This window comes from Microcoleus sp. BROC3 (assembly GCF_036702515.1).
Lineage (GTDB): Bacteria > Cyanobacteriota > Cyanobacteriia > Cyanobacteriales > Microcoleaceae > Microcoleus.
Genome location: NZ_JAUBTQ010000022.1, coordinates 103,706 through 119,100, shown reverse-complemented (window position 1 = coordinate 119,100; position 15,395 = coordinate 103,706). Strand labels below are relative to the sequence as shown.

At 47.0% G+C, this 15,395-nt stretch carries 15 protein-coding genes; 6 read left to right on the top strand and 9 right to left on the bottom strand.

The window, feature by feature from the left end:
- Nucleotides 1–731 precede the first annotated feature (731 nt).
- Nucleotides 732–902 carry a hypothetical protein gene (locus tag QUB30_RS16120; RefSeq protein WP_333046052.1) on the bottom strand — a complete coding sequence of 57 codons (171 nt, stop codon included), beginning with the start codon at nucleotides 900–902 and terminating at the stop codon, nucleotides 732–734.
- A 201-nt stretch (nucleotides 903–1,103) separates the two neighbouring features.
- Nucleotides 1,104–1,604, bottom strand: a complete 501-nt coding sequence (locus QUB30_RS16115) for a hypothetical protein (protein WP_333334911.1) — start codon at nucleotides 1,602–1,604, stop codon at nucleotides 1,104–1,106.
- 80 nt (nucleotides 1,605–1,684) lie between these two features.
- Between QUB30_RS16115 and QUB30_RS16110 the strand changes: the two genes are divergently transcribed.
- Entirely contained in the window at nucleotides 1,685–2,236 is a 552-nt protein-coding gene (locus QUB30_RS16110; protein WP_333334908.1) for a DUF2854 domain-containing protein, read from the top strand.
- Nucleotides 2,237–2,498: 262 nt separating this feature from the next.
- On the opposite strand, the gene QUB30_RS16105 is transcribed toward QUB30_RS16110, so the two are convergent.
- Together QUB30_RS16105 and exaC are read right to left on the bottom strand one after the other, a co-directional pair.
- The gene (locus tag QUB30_RS16105) at nucleotides 2,499–2,843 is read right to left on the bottom strand and encodes a DUF779 domain-containing protein (protein ID WP_333334905.1); all 345 of its coding nucleotides are present in this window, start codon (nucleotides 2,841–2,843) and stop codon (nucleotides 2,499–2,501) included.
- Nucleotides 2,844–3,009: 166 nt separating this feature from the next.
- Entirely contained in the window at nucleotides 3,010–4,530 is a 1,521-nt protein-coding gene (gene exaC, locus QUB30_RS16100) for an acetaldehyde dehydrogenase ExaC (protein WP_333334902.1), read from the bottom strand.
- A gap of 307 nt (nucleotides 4,531–4,837) precedes the next feature.
- On the opposite strand from exaC, the gene QUB30_RS16095 reads away from it, so the two are divergent.
- A complete protein-coding gene (locus tag QUB30_RS16095; RefSeq protein ID WP_333334899.1) occupies nucleotides 4,838–5,575 on the top strand; it encodes an A/G-specific adenine glycosylase in 738 nt (245 codons plus the stop codon).
- An 80-nt stretch (nucleotides 5,576–5,655) separates the two neighbouring features.
- Here QUB30_RS16095 and QUB30_RS16090 read toward each other — a convergent pair whose 3' ends face one another.
- Nucleotides 5,656–6,927, bottom strand: coding sequence for an ATP-binding protein (locus tag QUB30_RS16090; protein WP_333334897.1), 1,272 nt, complete (start codon nucleotides 6,925–6,927; stop codon nucleotides 5,656–5,658).
- Nucleotides 6,928–7,390: 463 nt separating this feature from the next.
- On the opposite strand from QUB30_RS16090, the gene QUB30_RS16085 reads away from it, so the two are divergent.
- Nucleotides 7,391–10,084 carry an endonuclease MutS2 gene (locus tag QUB30_RS16085; protein ID WP_333334923.1) on the top strand — a complete coding sequence of 898 codons (2,694 nt, stop codon included), beginning with the start codon at nucleotides 7,391–7,393 and terminating at the stop codon, nucleotides 10,082–10,084.
- A 159-nt stretch (nucleotides 10,085–10,243) separates the two neighbouring features.
- On the top strand, nucleotides 10,244–11,185 hold the full coding sequence (locus tag QUB30_RS16080; protein WP_333334895.1) for a site-specific DNA-methyltransferase: 942 nt from the start codon (nucleotides 10,244–10,246) through the stop codon (nucleotides 11,183–11,185).
- On the opposite strand, the gene QUB30_RS16075 is transcribed toward QUB30_RS16080, so the two are convergent.
- The gene (locus tag QUB30_RS16075; RefSeq protein ID WP_333334893.1) at nucleotides 11,148–11,699 is read right to left on the bottom strand and encodes a hypothetical protein; all 552 of its coding nucleotides are present in this window, start codon (nucleotides 11,697–11,699) and stop codon (nucleotides 11,148–11,150) included. The two genes, QUB30_RS16080 and QUB30_RS16075, sit on opposite strands and share 38 nt — an antisense overlap.
- Nucleotides 11,689–11,901 carry a helix-turn-helix transcriptional regulator gene (locus QUB30_RS16070; RefSeq protein WP_333334891.1) on the bottom strand — a complete coding sequence of 71 codons (213 nt, stop codon included), beginning with the start codon at nucleotides 11,899–11,901 and terminating at the stop codon, nucleotides 11,689–11,691. The genes QUB30_RS16075 and QUB30_RS16070 overlap by 11 nt, the downstream gene beginning before the upstream one ends.
- A 385-nt stretch (nucleotides 11,902–12,286) precedes the next feature.
- Here QUB30_RS16070 and QUB30_RS16065 point away from each other — a divergent pair, with 385 nt between their 5' ends.
- Together QUB30_RS16065 and QUB30_RS16060 are read left to right on the top strand one after the other, a co-directional pair.
- Entirely contained in the window at nucleotides 12,287–12,892 is a 606-nt protein-coding gene (locus tag QUB30_RS16065; RefSeq protein WP_333044296.1) for a DUF3038 domain-containing protein, read from the top strand.
- A gap of 115 nt (nucleotides 12,893–13,007) precedes the next feature.
- Complete coding sequence (locus QUB30_RS16060; protein ID WP_333334889.1) at nucleotides 13,008–14,603, top strand: DUF4335 domain-containing protein; 1,596 nt, start codon at nucleotides 13,008–13,010, stop codon at nucleotides 14,601–14,603.
- Between the two features lie 34 nt (nucleotides 14,604–14,637).
- Here the strand turns inward: QUB30_RS16060 and QUB30_RS16055 are convergent, their stop codons facing one another.
- Nucleotides 14,638–14,784, bottom strand: coding sequence for a hypothetical protein (locus tag QUB30_RS16055; RefSeq protein WP_333334887.1), 147 nt, complete (start codon nucleotides 14,782–14,784; stop codon nucleotides 14,638–14,640).
- 164 nt (nucleotides 14,785–14,948) lie between these two features.
- A complete protein-coding gene (locus QUB30_RS16050; RefSeq protein ID WP_333334885.1) occupies nucleotides 14,949–15,395 on the bottom strand; it encodes a VanZ family protein in 447 nt (148 codons plus the stop codon).

Genomic DNA, 15,395 nt, shown 5'->3' with positions numbered 1-15,395 from the left:
ATAGCGATCGCCTTTTGCCAGTTTTCGGGAGTGTCCTTCAGACCTAAGCCCTGATGCTTCCGCTTGCCCCCAAAAATAGGGTTGTATTTGGTACTGAACTGCAATCGGAGAGAACCGTTATCGGACTGAACTTTAATCGTTTCAGGGATGGCTTGTGTTTTGGCGTACATATTGGTTTTTCAAGGTTCTGTAAGGGTTTCAACTTCTATCAATTTTCTAGCAAATTTCGGTAAATCGAACTGTGTGCATAGTGTGAATGAAGCTGTAGAAACAATATAGCAGGGTTATCGTAAAAGTCTGCTCGATATGGTGATTAATTAGTTATTAATCATTAGTCATATCGTTTCCGGTAGCATCGGAATGATATCAATTCCGGTTGCACGGGAATGATTGTTGACTGTTGAATGTTGATATGGTTTCCGGTTGCACGAGCGACATGATATAGAGGACACGGCAGTGCCGTGTCCCTACAATTAATTGGGTAGGGACACGGCACTGCCGTGTCCTCGGTATCATTCCGATGCAACCGAAAACGATATCATTAGTCATCAGTCAAATTTGCAGTTAGCAGTTGTAGGTTGTTGTTAGCTATTAAGTGTGCATTTAATTTTTACTGTGAGGGCCGGAGAGCCGGCCCACCCCACAATATTTTTAGTAACCTAACTATCCAAATTAAATACGCGGCCGCTTAGCTAACAACTGATGGCTAATGACTAATGACTACTGACTGCTTAACTGTTAAAAGTGCGCTTGAATTCTTCTAAGAGATCGTCAATTTCTTCGATTGCCTGACTCACATCTATTCTCAGGGCTCCCAAGTCCGATCGATCTAACAGCCGCACGAGGGATTCCCGCTTGCTCTCGATCTGTGCTACGCGCTCTTTGATTGTCTGTGCATCCATGGTTTTTTGCCTTTGCTACTATTAACAAAAATATTTGACATTCCCCCTGCGAACAGACGGGAATTCTTAATTCACCGACATCCCTCTTTGGGCAAATCCTTCACTGTTTTTATATGGAAAGTGATGAACGTGCTCAGGGTTTTTGGGTCTGTGTTATAGTTTGATTGTACATCAAAACTTCAGCCAAACTTCAGGCAAATTTTACCGCAGGAAAGGCGGACGTTTTGTATCTGCTGGTTTATTTTTCATCATTCCAGCTAAAAATCGCTTCAGGGCCTTCTCCCGGTTTTTCATAAAAGCCGACCAAAATCCCGGTTGATATTCATCCATTGTCTTGGCTAGGGCCCAGACATCTATCGCTAAGATATTATAAAGCCTTTCATCTTCCCGTTTGAGCGAGTTAATCTGTTCTAGAACAGACTTGTTTGCTCCAGCAGTTTGTTTGTCTTCGTCTTTAATCATGTCCCAAAAGTGGTTGAAAGGGCAAGAGGGTCGATCGCGATCGCCACTCTGTATACTTTGATGATACTGCCGATCTCGATTGCCTTCTGGAACCAACGCCGCGCAATTAACACGGATATTTACCGATGGCGCGCCCGGGCGAGTCCGGCAGGATAAGCTTCTGAAGCTAGAGACAAGACTGTGGATGCACACCGCTCCCGCGCTCATAGATGCTAGCAGTTTTTGCAGCTCTTTTGGCAAAAAAACTAAATTTATTCAAGACTTTTTGACAGATAATAATTAAAGTATATTATTTCTGTCCGACTACTTACCTCACTAATATGTTACGCAAAATTTCTTTAGCAAACCTAGCCTTAGTTGTTGGCGGTATTATAGCAGCAGTTGGGTTCGGAGCCTACTTCACAGACAGACCTACCCTGAACCTAGCCGGTTTTTTTTATGGAATTCCGCTGTTGCTGGGAGGTTTGGCCCTGAAAGCCGCCGAACTCGAACCGGTGGAGTTCACCGAACCGACTTCTCCGGAAGTTCTTCTCCTGCGAGAAAGTCAGGCCACAGATACTCAAAACCAAGTCCGCAAAGATATCACCCGATTTCGCTACGGCCAACCAGCGCACTTAGATGATGCTTTGGAGCGTCTGGGCCTGGCCCCAACAGACGAGGAACGGCCGCTTCTACAGGGGTTGCGGGAAGTTGATGTTGATGGTGCTTATGGGTTAATTCTAGAGTTTTATTCGCCGCTAATGCCGATCGAAGTCTGGGAAGAAAAACAACAAAAAATAGCTACTTTTTTTGGCCCGGGTTTGCACGCAAAAGTGAGTCAAAAGGCTGATGACAAAATTGAATTGGCTCTAATTAAAAATACTCAAGCTTAAAGTAGTCTTGAGTTTTGAGTGCGTGAATTTTGAAGTCATCAATTAAACATTAATCCTGCATCAGCTTAGATACTAATTTTAGCGGCAGCTTGAAACCTGTCGCTATCAACAAAAACTCAATCCGCAATTGGGCGCTCTCTCAATTTTGATTTTCCTTAATTACAATAATAGGTTTTTTCGCTCCTATGAAAGAAACTGGGTTTCAGGCTTAACCAAATTAATGTTTTTAGAGAACGTGGAGGCAAGTTAAGGATAAAAAGAGTTAATCAGCATTAACAAACAAGCGAGAACGAGTAATAAAACGCTCTCCATCCGGCCCTTCGAGGGAAAAATCGCTGCCTCCTGGCCCCGATGCCACGTCTATAATTAACTGCGTGTGCTGCCAATATTTGTATTGCTGCGCTGCAATATAAAAGGGGCAACCGCCGATGTCGCCCAGCAATACGTCACCATCACCGACGATCAATTCGCCATCGGGAAAGCACATGGGAGAACTACCATCGCAGCAGCCGCCGGATTGGTGAAACATCAATTCTCCGTGTTGAGTTTTGAGATAGTTAATTAATTTTAAAGCGGATTCTGTTGCGGTAACTTTTGCAGTTTCCATTGCAGTCTGTTTGTGTAGCAATTTTATTTGGTTTATGAATGAGATTTTTTTTATGAACCGCAGAGGGCGCAGAGGACGCAGAGAAGGAGAGGAAAGAGAGAAAGAAGGAGTTGACGAATCCTTGAAGTTTGTCTTTCTTCTTTCTTCCTTCCCAATGACTAAAACCTTAGAAAAAACCTAAAGCTTTGGGGCTGTAGCTGATTAACAAATTCTTAGTTTGCTGGTAGTGATCTAACATCATTTTGTGATTTTCGCGACCGATACCAGACGATTTGTAGCCGCCGAATGCTGCGTGGGCTGGATAAAGGTGATAGCAGTTTGTCCACACGCGGCCTGCTTGAACGGCGCGACCCATGCGGTAGGCGGTGTTGATGTCGCGAGTCCAAACTCCTGCACCTAAACCGTAGAGAGTATCGTTGGCAATTTCTAATGCTTCGGCTTCGTCTTTGAAGGTGGTTACTGCTAATACTGGGCCGAAGATTTCTTCTTGGAAAATTCGCATTTTGTTGTTTCCTTTGAAGACTGTCGGCTGGAAGTAATAGCCGTCTTGCAAGTCGCCGGATAAGATGTTCCTTTCGCCACCAATTAGGCATTCTGCGCCTTCGGCGTGACCGATTTTGACGTATTCGGCGATTTTTTCCATCTGGTTGACGGAGACTTGCGCGCCGAGGGCGGTTGTCGGATCTAAGGGGTTGTCTTGTTTGATTTGGCGGATGCGATCGATCGCCCTTTCCATGAATCGATCGTAGATTGACTCCTGAATTAAGGCGCGGGAGGGACAGGTGCACACTTCGCCTTGATTGAAGGCAAACATGACTAATCCTTCGACTGCTTTGTCGAGAAATTCGTCGTCTTGGGCGCAGATATCTTCAAAGAAAATGTTGGGAGATTTGCCGCCTAGTTCTAGGGTGACGGGGATGACATTTTGCGAGGCGTATTGCATGATTAGGCGACCGGTGGTGGTTTCGCCGGTGAAGGCGACTTTGGCAATCCGGGGACTGGTGGCGAGGGTTTTGCCGATTTCGGCACCGGGCCCGTTAATGATGTTGATAACGCCGTCTGGTACTAAGTCGGCGATGATTTCCATCAGTACCAAGATGGAGGCGGGGGTGGGGCCTGCTGGTTTGAGGACGACGCAGTTGCCGGCGGCGAGGGCTGGGGCGAGTTTCCAGGCGGCCATTAATATCGGGAAGTTCCAGGGGATGATTTGTCCGATGACGCCTAGGGGTTCGTGGAAGTGGTAGGCGACGGTGGTTTCGTCGAGTTCGCCGATCGACCCTTCTTGAGCTCGGATGCAGCTTGCGAAGTAGCGGAAATGGTCGATCGCCAGCGGTATGTCTGCGAGGCGGGTTTCGCGAATTGGTTTGCCGTTGTCCCAGGTTTCGGCGATGGCGAGGCGATCGAGGTTTTCTTCGATGCGATCGGCAATTTTGTGTAAAACCCGCGCCCTGTCTGCTGGGGAAGTCTTACCCCACTTGTCTTTCGCAGCGTGGGCGGCATCCAGTGCCAATTCTACATCCTCGGCGCTCGATCGGGGGATTTGACAAATTGATTTTCCTGTAATTGGAGAAAGGTTTTCCGAGTATTTCCCTTTCACCGGTGGCACCCACTTGCCGCCGATAAAGTTATCGTAGCGAGTTTGAAAAATCGACTGACTGCCGGATTGAACAGGTGCTGCTACTACCATTTTATTACCTGATTAAAATTTGTTTTCGCGGGCGTTTGAAATCTCTTGAATATCAACTATCGTCTATTGTATGGCACTTTTGTTCTTTAATATACAAAATTTTACATTTTTCAAATATTTGAAATCAACTTTGTTTCTAGGTTTCGGGGTCTGGCAGGTGGTTAATAAGATTTTTTTTATAAACCGCAGAGTACGCAGAGTACGCAGAGGAAAAGAAGAACGAGAGCAGAAAAAGAGAGTTTTACAAATTATTTAAATCTGCTAATATATAGATATAAACTTGGAATTTATCGAAGGTGCCAATCAAATGCCTGCCTTAAATACCGTTGTTGTTTCTTCCGATATTGAGCCTGGATCAAAGCATTTAGACGCTGCTAAAATCCGGTGGTTTCAACGCCGGCTGAAGGCTTGGGGAAAGCGCAATTTCCGTGATTTTCCTTGGCGGCGTACCTGCGACCCCTACGCGATTTTAGTGGCTGAGTTCCTGCTGCAAAAAACTACTGCCGCTACAGTGGCTCCGATTTATCAAGAATTTGTCGGTCGATATCCGACTCTCTCGGATCTAGCGGCCGCGCCTGCGGAGGAAGTTGCTAGTTTGTTGCAGCCTTTGGGTCTTTTTTTTAGGGCGCAAAAGCTGCGGGAATCGGTGCTGGTTATCCTAGAAAATTATCAGGGAAACGTTCCCCGCACGGAAGCTCAGTTGCTGGAACTTCCCGGAGTTGGCAAGTACATTGCGCGATCGGTTTGCGCTAATGCTTTCGGACAGCCAAAAGCGGTGCTCGATACGAATGTTGCTCGGATTTTACAGCGTTTTTTTGGGATTGACGGCGGTAAGGTAAAATCGCGATCGCCCGAACTTTGGGAAGCCGCAGAACGAGTTGCTCCCAAACAGCAAGTCGGGCCGTGGAATTTGGGTTTGCTGGACTTCGGGGCGGCAGTTTGCACCGCAAGAAACCCCCGCTGCGGCGAGTGTCCGCTGCAACAGCAGTGCGAGTACAAAATTAGCAGCGAAGTCAATTCTCGGCTAATTGCGGAACTGAATTGACCAATTTTTTACAGCATTTTTAGGGGCGGGTTCACCAACAATCTTAAAAACCAGCCCCACCCAACGGTAAATACTATTAATTAACTGTGCCGCAGCGGAAGTTCTATCCTAAATCTAGTACCTTTACCCGGTTCCGAAAAACAAGTTAACTCTCCTTTGTGCTGTTCTACAATTATCCGATAACTGACAGCAAGTCCCAAGGCGAGGCTGTATTCCACAGGTTTCGCAATCAAAAATGGGTCAGAAATTTGCGCTGTGATATCTTCGCTGATTGCCATGCCGTTATCTCCAATTTCAATAGAAATCCGCCGCTCATCAACCACCTGAGTGCTAATCCAAATTACAGGCTTAAATTTGACAGATTCCGACTCCTCAAACTCTTGAGTCAAATCTTCTAAAGTATCGATCTCGTGATTGATAATATTCAGAAAAGCTTGATTGAGCCGACCTGCATAACACTCAATCTGCGGCAAGTTGCCGAATTCTTTCATCACCTTGATGTCTCGCCTTCCCTCGCGAGCCGGCAAGCGGTGCTGCAACAACAAAAGAGTATTTTCTAAACCGTCGGAAACATCGAACAACTGCCAGCCCGAGCGATCGCTGCGGGAAAAATCCTGTAGCGACAAGATTATTTGGCGGATGCGATCGCTCCCGTTACGCATGGAAATCACAATTTTCAACAAATCGTCGAGGACGAATTCCACATCCATATCTTGCTGTTTTTGTAAAATTTCCGCTCCGGGATTCACTAGCTCTTTTTGATACAATCGCAGCAGTTCAATTAAATCGGTCGCGTAGCTTTGGACGTGATTTAAATTGCTGTAAATAAAAGTAATTGGGTTGTTAATTTCGTGGGCTATCCCAGACACCAATTCGCCCAAACTTGACATTTTTTCAGTTTGCAGCATTCGATCGCGCGACAGTTGCAATTCTTGCTGGACGAGATCCAACTGCGCCCTCAACTCGCGCCCTCGCTTAGAAGCCCGCACCCGCGCCAATAATTCCTGCTTAACTATCGGTTTAAACAGAAAATCGTCAAAGGGCGCATCCAATTCTTGAATTTCATCAAATTGCTCCGGTGTTGTCAGCAGAATAAAATAGGCTGCCGCCAATTCTCGTGAAGCGAAGCTATCCCGTAGGGAATCGGCCTTCAGCAGCCGGCACACCTCCAAAAAATTGATTTGAGGCGAAGTCCCGTCGCAAATTATCGCATCGGGGGACAATTCCCTCGCCAATTCTAAACTCTCCTTATCGTCGGGAACGACTCTCACCTGATGTCCCTCTTGGTCGAGTAACTCTTGGACAACTTGAAAAGTCACAGTATCCGCGATTATCGCCAGAATCTTTGCCATACTTCTACCAACTCCACAAATTACTTTTTAGGATACAACCGCCAGAATTGCGCTGACCTATTTAAAATTCCAAAAGAGTTCAATTCCACCAAAAAACAGCCCATCCCTGCACCCTCAAAACCAAAAATAGCCCATACCATTTTAGATTTTATATTTTAGAGTAAAAAATTGGGAATGACTTACTGTATAATAGTTGGAAGCTTGCCTAAAGTTGCATATTTTTTGGGGACTGGTATCACGAGAAGGTATAATTTTAGACGGGTAATGCAAAAATGCAAATTTTCTCCTTCGTAATTAATGTTACATCAGAGCTTTCGGCCGAAAGACTGCTGAGGGCGATCGCAGATACTTTCTCAAATTGCGCCAGGAAACAATAAAAAACTTTAAAATCAATTAATAGTATCGTTAAATTCACCTTCTCGGTCAGCGCCTGGGAATGCCAATTACCAACACCACCTCAACTTTGATTCAATCCGAAACACTAGAACTATTAGAATGGCCGCGCCTGTGTCAGCACTTGGCTACCTTCGCTGCCACCAAACTCGGCGTCGCCGCCGCCCTCGACCTCTCAATCCCGGCAACTCAAGTTCAGACAGCAGAACTCAAGGCCCAAACTCAGGAAGCTTATCAGTTAGAGAGCCGCGCTGGCGGTGCTTTGAGTTTTGAAGGAATCCAAGACATCGGCACTTCCCTGCAGCGAGCCGAACTCCAAGGTTTGGTCGGCGGCGAAGAATTGCTGGCAATTGCTACCACCCTCGCCGGAGCAAGGCAATTGCGCCGGATAATTGACTCTCAGGCAGATGTGCCGACGCTCCAAGAACTGGCATCCCAATTGCGGACTTATCCCGAACTAGAGCAAGAAATCCACCGCTGTATAGACGATCGCGCTCAAGTAGCAGACAGAGCCACTCCTAAATTAGCAGGAATTAGAGTTCAAATGCGACAGTTGCGCGATCGCATTTATCAAATATTGCAGGGGATTTTGCAGCGCCAATCCAACGCCGTACAAGAACAGCTAATTACCCAAAGAAGCTCGCGCTTTGTCATTCCCGTCAAAGCTCCCCAAAAAGATGCCATACCGGGCATCGTTCACGACTCCTCAGCCAGCGGCGCGACACTGTACGTTGAACCCCACAGCACAGTCAATCTTAACAACCAAATGCGGCAGTTGCTCAGGCAAGAACAAGCCGAAGAAGAAGCAGTCCGCCGCGCCCTCACCGAGCAAGTCGCAGCAGTCAAACCAGATTTAGACAGATTGTTGGTTGTAGTTACAACTTTAGATTTAGCGGTTGCTAAAGCGCGTTATAGTTTTTGGTTGCAAGCAAATCCGCCGAAATTTATCGAATTGGGAGAGCCAGAATTAGCACCAAAAAATCCCGAAAAATTAGATGAGGAAAAAGAAGATGAGGAAAACTCAGAAAACAGTCAATTATTAATTCCCAACCTGCGATCGCAAATAACTCTCCGCCAGTTGCGCCATCCCCTGTTAGTTTGGCAGCAGCAATACGAGCAAGGCTTTCCAGTCGTGCCGGTCGATTTAACCATCGGGCCGCACATCCGCGTCGTCGCCATCACCGGCCCCAACACCGGCGGCAAAACTGTCACCCTCAAAACTTTGGGATTGGCAGCTTTAATGGCGAAAGCCGGAATGTTTGTCGCCGCCCGCGAACCCGTAGAATTGCCTTGGTTCGACAATATTTTGGCAGATATCGGCGACGAACAATCTTTGCAGCAAAGTTTGTCTACTTTCTCCGGCCATATCCGCCGCATCAGCCGCATTTTAGAAGTTTTAACTAATAAATCGCAGGTTGAAGACGAAGAAAATTCAAACCTTCCAATTACTAAGTCCCAACAGCAAGACCAAGAAGCCACAGATACACAGAACACTGTTTCTGCTCTCCCAATTCTCAAACCTAAATTACAAATTCCCCAACCCCAAATCCCAAATCATAATTCCAAATTTCCAATTCCCAAATCTTTAGTTTTGTTAGACGAAGTAGGAGCGGGGACAGACCCATCAGAAGGTAGTGCATTGGCGATCGCCCTGTTGCAATATCTCGCCCAACATTCCCTATTAACAGTTGCAACTACCCACTTTGGCGAACTCAAAGCCCTCAAATATCAAGACTCCCGCTTTGAAAATGCCTCAGTAGAATTTGACGACAATTCCATGCAGCCAACCTATCGCTTGCTGTGGGGAATTCCCGGACGTTCCAACGCTCTCACTATTGCCAAAAGACTCGGTTTGCTACCATCCATAGTCGAAGAAGCTCAAACCTATGTCGGGGGAGCCTCTCAAGATGTCAATCAAGTGATTGCCGGACTCGAAGCACAGCGCCGGAAACAGGAAACCAAGGCCAGAGAAGCAACTCAACTGCTACACCAAACCGAAAAACTGCACAGAGAAGTTTCTCAAAAAGCAGCGGCTTTGCAAGAGCGGGAGCGAGAACTAAAAATAGCTCAGGAAGTGGCAGTAAATGAGGCGATAGGGTCGGCAAAATCAGAAATTGCTCAAATCATTCGTCGCTTGCAGTCGGGCAACCAGACGGCTCAAAATGCCCAAGAAGCGACAGAAACCTTAAATCAAATTTCCCAAAAACACCTGCCCTCTCGCCAACAACCGGCTAAACCCAAACCGAGTTTTATGCCGAAAGTGGGCGATCGCATCCGCATTCCCAGCTTGGGCCAAACCGCCGAAGTCCTCAGCGGCCCCGACGCTAACGAAGAGTTGAGCGTCCGGTTTGGGATTATGAAAATGACTGTCAAACTAGGAGAAATTGAATCCCTCGACGGTGAAAAACCGGAAACTAAAGCTCAATTAGCCAAGGCGGCCGCCCAAGCACAAGCACTCGCTACGGCTAAAGCTAAGCAAGCAGCGGCGGAACCTGCAAAACCCAATCCCGAAATCGCCATCCGCACTGCTAATAATTCGATCGACCTGCGGGGTGCGAGAGTCTCCGACGCGGAAATCGAAATAGACAGAGCTCTTTCCAAAGCCGTGGAATACGGAGTGCTGTGGATAATTCACGGCAAAGGTACGGGACAGTTGCGGCGCGGGGTTCACGAGTTCCTCGCGAATCACCCGCAGGTTTCCCGCTTTGAGCTCGCCAGTCAAAAAGAAGGAGGTGCAGGTGTGACGGTGGTTTATTTGAAATAGTCAGGATTTACGCATTTCCGGTTGACTCGTAATTATATAGTTGTATGCAGCCAAACAAGTCGCAACGAACCTATCATAATGATGCAACCGGAATGGATACTATACTGCAAATGTGGCATAATTAAGAGTTGATTTCCCACTTTAGTAACTGCCTGACTAATGAAAAAAACTCCCTCAAATGAAGTTTTGGTTGGCGACTGTCGTGAAGTGATGAAGACATTGCCAGAAAATTATATTTCTGCGTGTATCACTGACCCACCTTATAATTATGAATTTATTGGTCATAGATGGGATGACTCAGAAATACAAAGGCGTATTGAAAGAGTCAATGGCAAGGGAAATAAAACCCTTGTTAAAAACATTCCCTATGGCAGTGGTTTAGCAGGTGGAGTCAGAAACGAAAAATGGTATCAAAGGAATCGTAACAACACTCTGGATTATGAAAAGTGGTGCTTTGAGTGGGGCGAGCAGCTTTTTCGTATCTGCAAACCGGGTGCGACAGTTTTAGTTTTCAACAGCACGCGGACTGTTGCTCACGTACAAGTAGCACTTGAAAGTGCTGGTTTCTATGCGAGAGATATTCTTGTTTATAAAAGATCGAGTGGTATCCCTAAAGGTGTCAATATTAAACAACAGTTAGAGAAGAAAGGATATGAAAATCCTGAAAAATGGGATGGTTGGCACAGTTGTCTGAGGAATGAATGGGAAGCAATCTGCGTACTTCAAAAACCACTGGTCAATAATTACTTGGAAACTCTACAGGAGTATGGTACTGGTCTATTTTATACTAAAGATCAGTTGGGTGGTTTTCAGTCAAATATTTTAGAAGGTATACAGCGTGAGAAAACCGAGGAGTTTAACGTCCATTGCACCGTTAAACCAATCGCTCTAATGAGAAAGCTGGTCGAAATATTTGTACCGCGTTTGGAAAATTCTATTCTAATCGATCCTTTCGCAGGATCGGGAACCACATTGCTGGCGGCGCAAGAATTTGGCATTAGGTATGTTGGCATTGAAGTAGTACCGGAATACATAGATATTATCAACAAGCGCCTGGATAGTTTCAGCGGTATACAGGGAATTCTCCCACTTTTTCAATAAGAAATGACTTTAAATCAAACCCGCTTATTGTTTTTATGAACTCAAACGAATCGTCCCCTGTGTAAACTTTCCAAGTCCCTACTTTGCACGCTGTAATAGCTGCGGGCAAATTATCTTGTCTAAGAATTAAGAATACGGGTTCGTAATTATGAGTACGAAGTAGTGGGCCATAAGACTTGAACTTTTTCAGTGTTCCAGAGTCTCCTGAGCCAATACGATATTTTGTATCTATTGCGTACCCATCAACAATCAGATCGCACGGCTCATCGCTTCCAACTTTAAATGCTGGCTGAAAGCTACTGCAATATGTTTTACACGTTTCAGTAACTAGCAATTGCCAACACATACCTAACTCACGTCCCCAATATTGCCTATTTTCTTTTTTTATAATTGGAGAAATACCAAACACATCCATTAAAATATCGTGTTCTTCATTCTCTTCTGCATAAATTTTTTTTGTAAATGAGTTTTGGTATCTTCCTAAAATTTCCTCTAGTCTTCTTTCAGTCATCATCAACTACCAGATCGGCTAGACTAACGGATAATGCCTTGGCTATTTTGCTGGCATTAAGTAGCGTTATATTCCTTTCACCTCGTTCAACTGAACCAATATAGGTGCGATGTAATTCAGATAGTTCTGCAAGCTGATCTTGGGAAAGATTTCTGAGCTTTCTGAAATGTCTAACTTTTTTACCAAATTGCTCCGTAATATCCATAGATCGCGCCAGATGAAGCAATCACAACTATAATCTGACAGACTATAAGTAGCGACAGACTATAAGTAGCATTCGAGAGCGCTAGGATCTTGGCATTGATATAAGTCCCAATAGTTTCAAAGCACTGATTTGATTTCGGTCACTGTGTGGCGTAGGATGATTAGGGGTGAAAATCTATGGGTTTGGCTGCTGGGGATCGATCGAACTTGAAACCGCAACTTTTCACCCGCAACTCCCTCCAGCAGTTAGGATTGCCGGAATCAAAGCAACGAGCTATGGAGACAAATCAACAGATGTGCTGTTGCCCACAGGCCGCAAAGCTTTCATCACTGCATACTGTTTGATATCCTGCCTCAACCTGTCTTAAATTTCCCGTGCTGAAGCCATGCGCTCGACCGTAAAGTCCTCCGCTCCCACCAACGAAACGGGCCCATCTCCCAACTGGGAAGAATTGACCCAAAAAGCACCAGAACCTACCCAGTTGGACAACATTAAAGCCCAACTGGATTTAGTGCTGTTAGCCCTAGAAGCACTGGCAGAAATTGGCTCAGAGGCGATGCTCAAGGTAGCAGCCGAACTGAATTTAGAGCCAATGGTAGCCGATCGGGTAGCTTTGTGGCGGCTGCGCCAATCTAACCCGCTGCGGAAAGGCCACGGAGGGCGCAAAAAACTCGATGTGGAGGAAGCTCGATCGCTCGTTTTGATAAGCTGTCATTTGGCAAAACAGCACCAAGCTTTAATCCGCCGCGCTGTGGCTTTGCTGGAACAAATGGCAGAGCAAAATCGCGAACCTCACACAATCGCTTTGCTGGGAGATTATATTGACAGGTTCAGCAACACTTATGGCTCGCGCATGGAAGATGCAGAAAATTTATCGGCCCGAGAGTTGACTGATTTGGCCCTCAAACTCCTGATCGATTTGCTGTTTTACAGCAGTCCCGGTGGCCACCGCCGCCTCTGGCTGGCTCTTCTAGACCGTGCTAAAAATTAAACAACACTCAGTAGTCAGTAGTCAGTAGTCAGTAGTCAACAGACTTTCGGCTCTAAGAATTAAACAACAGTCAACAGTCAACAGTCAACAGTCAACAGTCACCAGACTTTCTGCTATGGTTCTCAAACGGTACACGCCCCCCACTTGCACGCTGGAAATTACAGCCAAAAGTTCGCCTCTATCTCGCTGGGCGGGCCAACCGGTGTTTAAATCTTTAAGTTTCGAGCTGCGACTCGACGACCCCAGGCTGCCAGATACCCAACACGTTACTCTCAGGGGCGATCGAATTCAACTCGAAACCCTCCACGAAGCTGTTAGCAACTACGTCCAAAACTTGCTCGGCGAATCCCGCGATTGCGAAAGCAACCTCAACTCTCAAACCGGCCGTATTCCTGCGGGTTCAGACTCGCCCGAAGCAGCGCGTAACGCCGTCATATTCGATCGAGCCGTCAACACTTCCGAACTAGCAACCTCCGCCCCGAACACTACCTACCTTCCGGTTCCCCCCCGCTTAGAACCCCGCGGCTTGCTCGCCCACAACTTGTTTTTAGGCTCTTTGAGCGCTGCAGAATCCGGGCCGGTAGTTCCCTTGAGTACCCTGCAACTGTTTGACTTGGCTACAGCACTAGATGACAGCGCCGCGGAAGTGATGGCGCTTCCCAACCTCAACCGCGAGTCCCGACGGCCGCTGTCCTCACCCTGGCTCAAGGTGGCAGCAATGATGGTCGCCAGCGCGGGCCTGACGACAGGAATTATCAAAATGCTCGATCGGGCCGCCACCTCCCCGCAAACCGCCACAGCCCCCGCTCCCGCCCCCGCCAATCCACAATTGAGCACCGCTCCCGGAAACCCCCAGTTAGGTGTCGGCGTCTCCCCCAGTCCAGTTCCCGCCCTACCAACATCTCCAGCACCAAAACCCTCAGCCACACCCGGTTTACCGCCCCTGCCACCCCCGCCCATCAACACCGCCGCCTCCCCCAGCCCCAGCTTGCCCCCCATCGCCCTCGCCCCAAATCCCCCCAGCAACAGACCCAGCCCCATCCAGCAGCCACCCCTGCTATTTCCCGCCAACGGCAGCGCAGCCAGCGCCCCCCAGAGCGCCCCAGCTTTCCCTCAAGGGCAAACAATCACAATTCCCGCCCCCGAAGAACCGCCCATTGCCGCCCCCCAAGCACCCGCACCAGTACCCTACGTCCTGCCCCCCCTACCGCCGAGACTAGCTCCCGCCGTACCGCCCCCCCTGCCGCCCTCCCTGTCGGCTTCCCGATTTCCCGTTCCCCCGTCGCAACCCTCCCCCCGCCCCATAGAGCCGATTGTCCCCCCCGCCAGTACCGAACTCCCACCCCTTGAGGACGCTCAACCCCCAGCCGAGTCTGAGGACAACAACCAGGTGGCGGCGAGCAAAAAAAACCACACTTTATTTGATACAATTCCTCAAGTTTCAGAAGCTAGAACTTACTTTGAGGAACGGTGGAAGCCTCCAGAAGGAATGGAACAAACTTTGGAATACAGCGTGCTGATCGATGAAAATGGGTCAGTTCAAAGTATTGTGCCGATGGGAAAAGCAGCAGCAGATTATATCGAGCAAATTAATATGCCATTAGCCGGCGAGCCGTTTGTTTCTGCCGTTTCTAATGGCAAAAACCCGAAAATTCGAGTTGTTTTGCGACCGAACGGTCGAGTACAAACCTTTTTGGAAGAGAGTGATTAAACGCTCTCAAACACGTCGAGAGGGGAAATCCCGGTTAATTGCTAATCTTAAACAAGTTCAAAAAAATTAAATTTTTAACGGCGGCCGCAGCAGCCAGCGTATTGACAGTTGCTCCCCTTTGTGCTGCAAATATCTCTTTACCCGTGCGCGCAAAGTCACCAGTAAAAAAAGTTGCTGACACTCGTCAACCGGTTCGCATTGTGCACTCTAGAAACTTCCTTCTTCTTTCTTCCTTCTATCCTTTACATCCGTTACATCCGTTACAGAATCCGTTGCCGAACTTCCTTCTTCCTTCTATCCTTTACATCCGTTACAGAATCCGCTGCCGAACTTCCTTCTATATCATCAATTTCCTTTTTTTCTATCCCAAAATTCTCCAATCCAATAAAAAACTGCAATCCCGCAAAAACTAAATAAAAAATCTTCAATACTAGCACTGCGATTGGGTAAAATCGCTTGCAGCATTTCTTCGGCAGCAGTGAACATAGTAAAAATTGCGGGTCCGAAAGGAATTGAATAATTAAACAAATTGATATTGTTTTTTCCAGTTGCTCTATGGCACAGAAAAGATGCTATTCCGTACAAAATAAAGTGGCCGAGTTTGTCATAAGGCGGATGAGCGAGAGGAAAGTTGACTAATTTCCCCGTACCTGCTAAAAGCATGATACTGAGAAGAATTAAAACGTACACAAAGCAAGCAATCACCCAGAATTTTTTTGAGAACATCATCTTATTTTTTACGAATACCGACAAGGGACAAATCAAGTCCGCTCCACGCGAAACTAATATCAA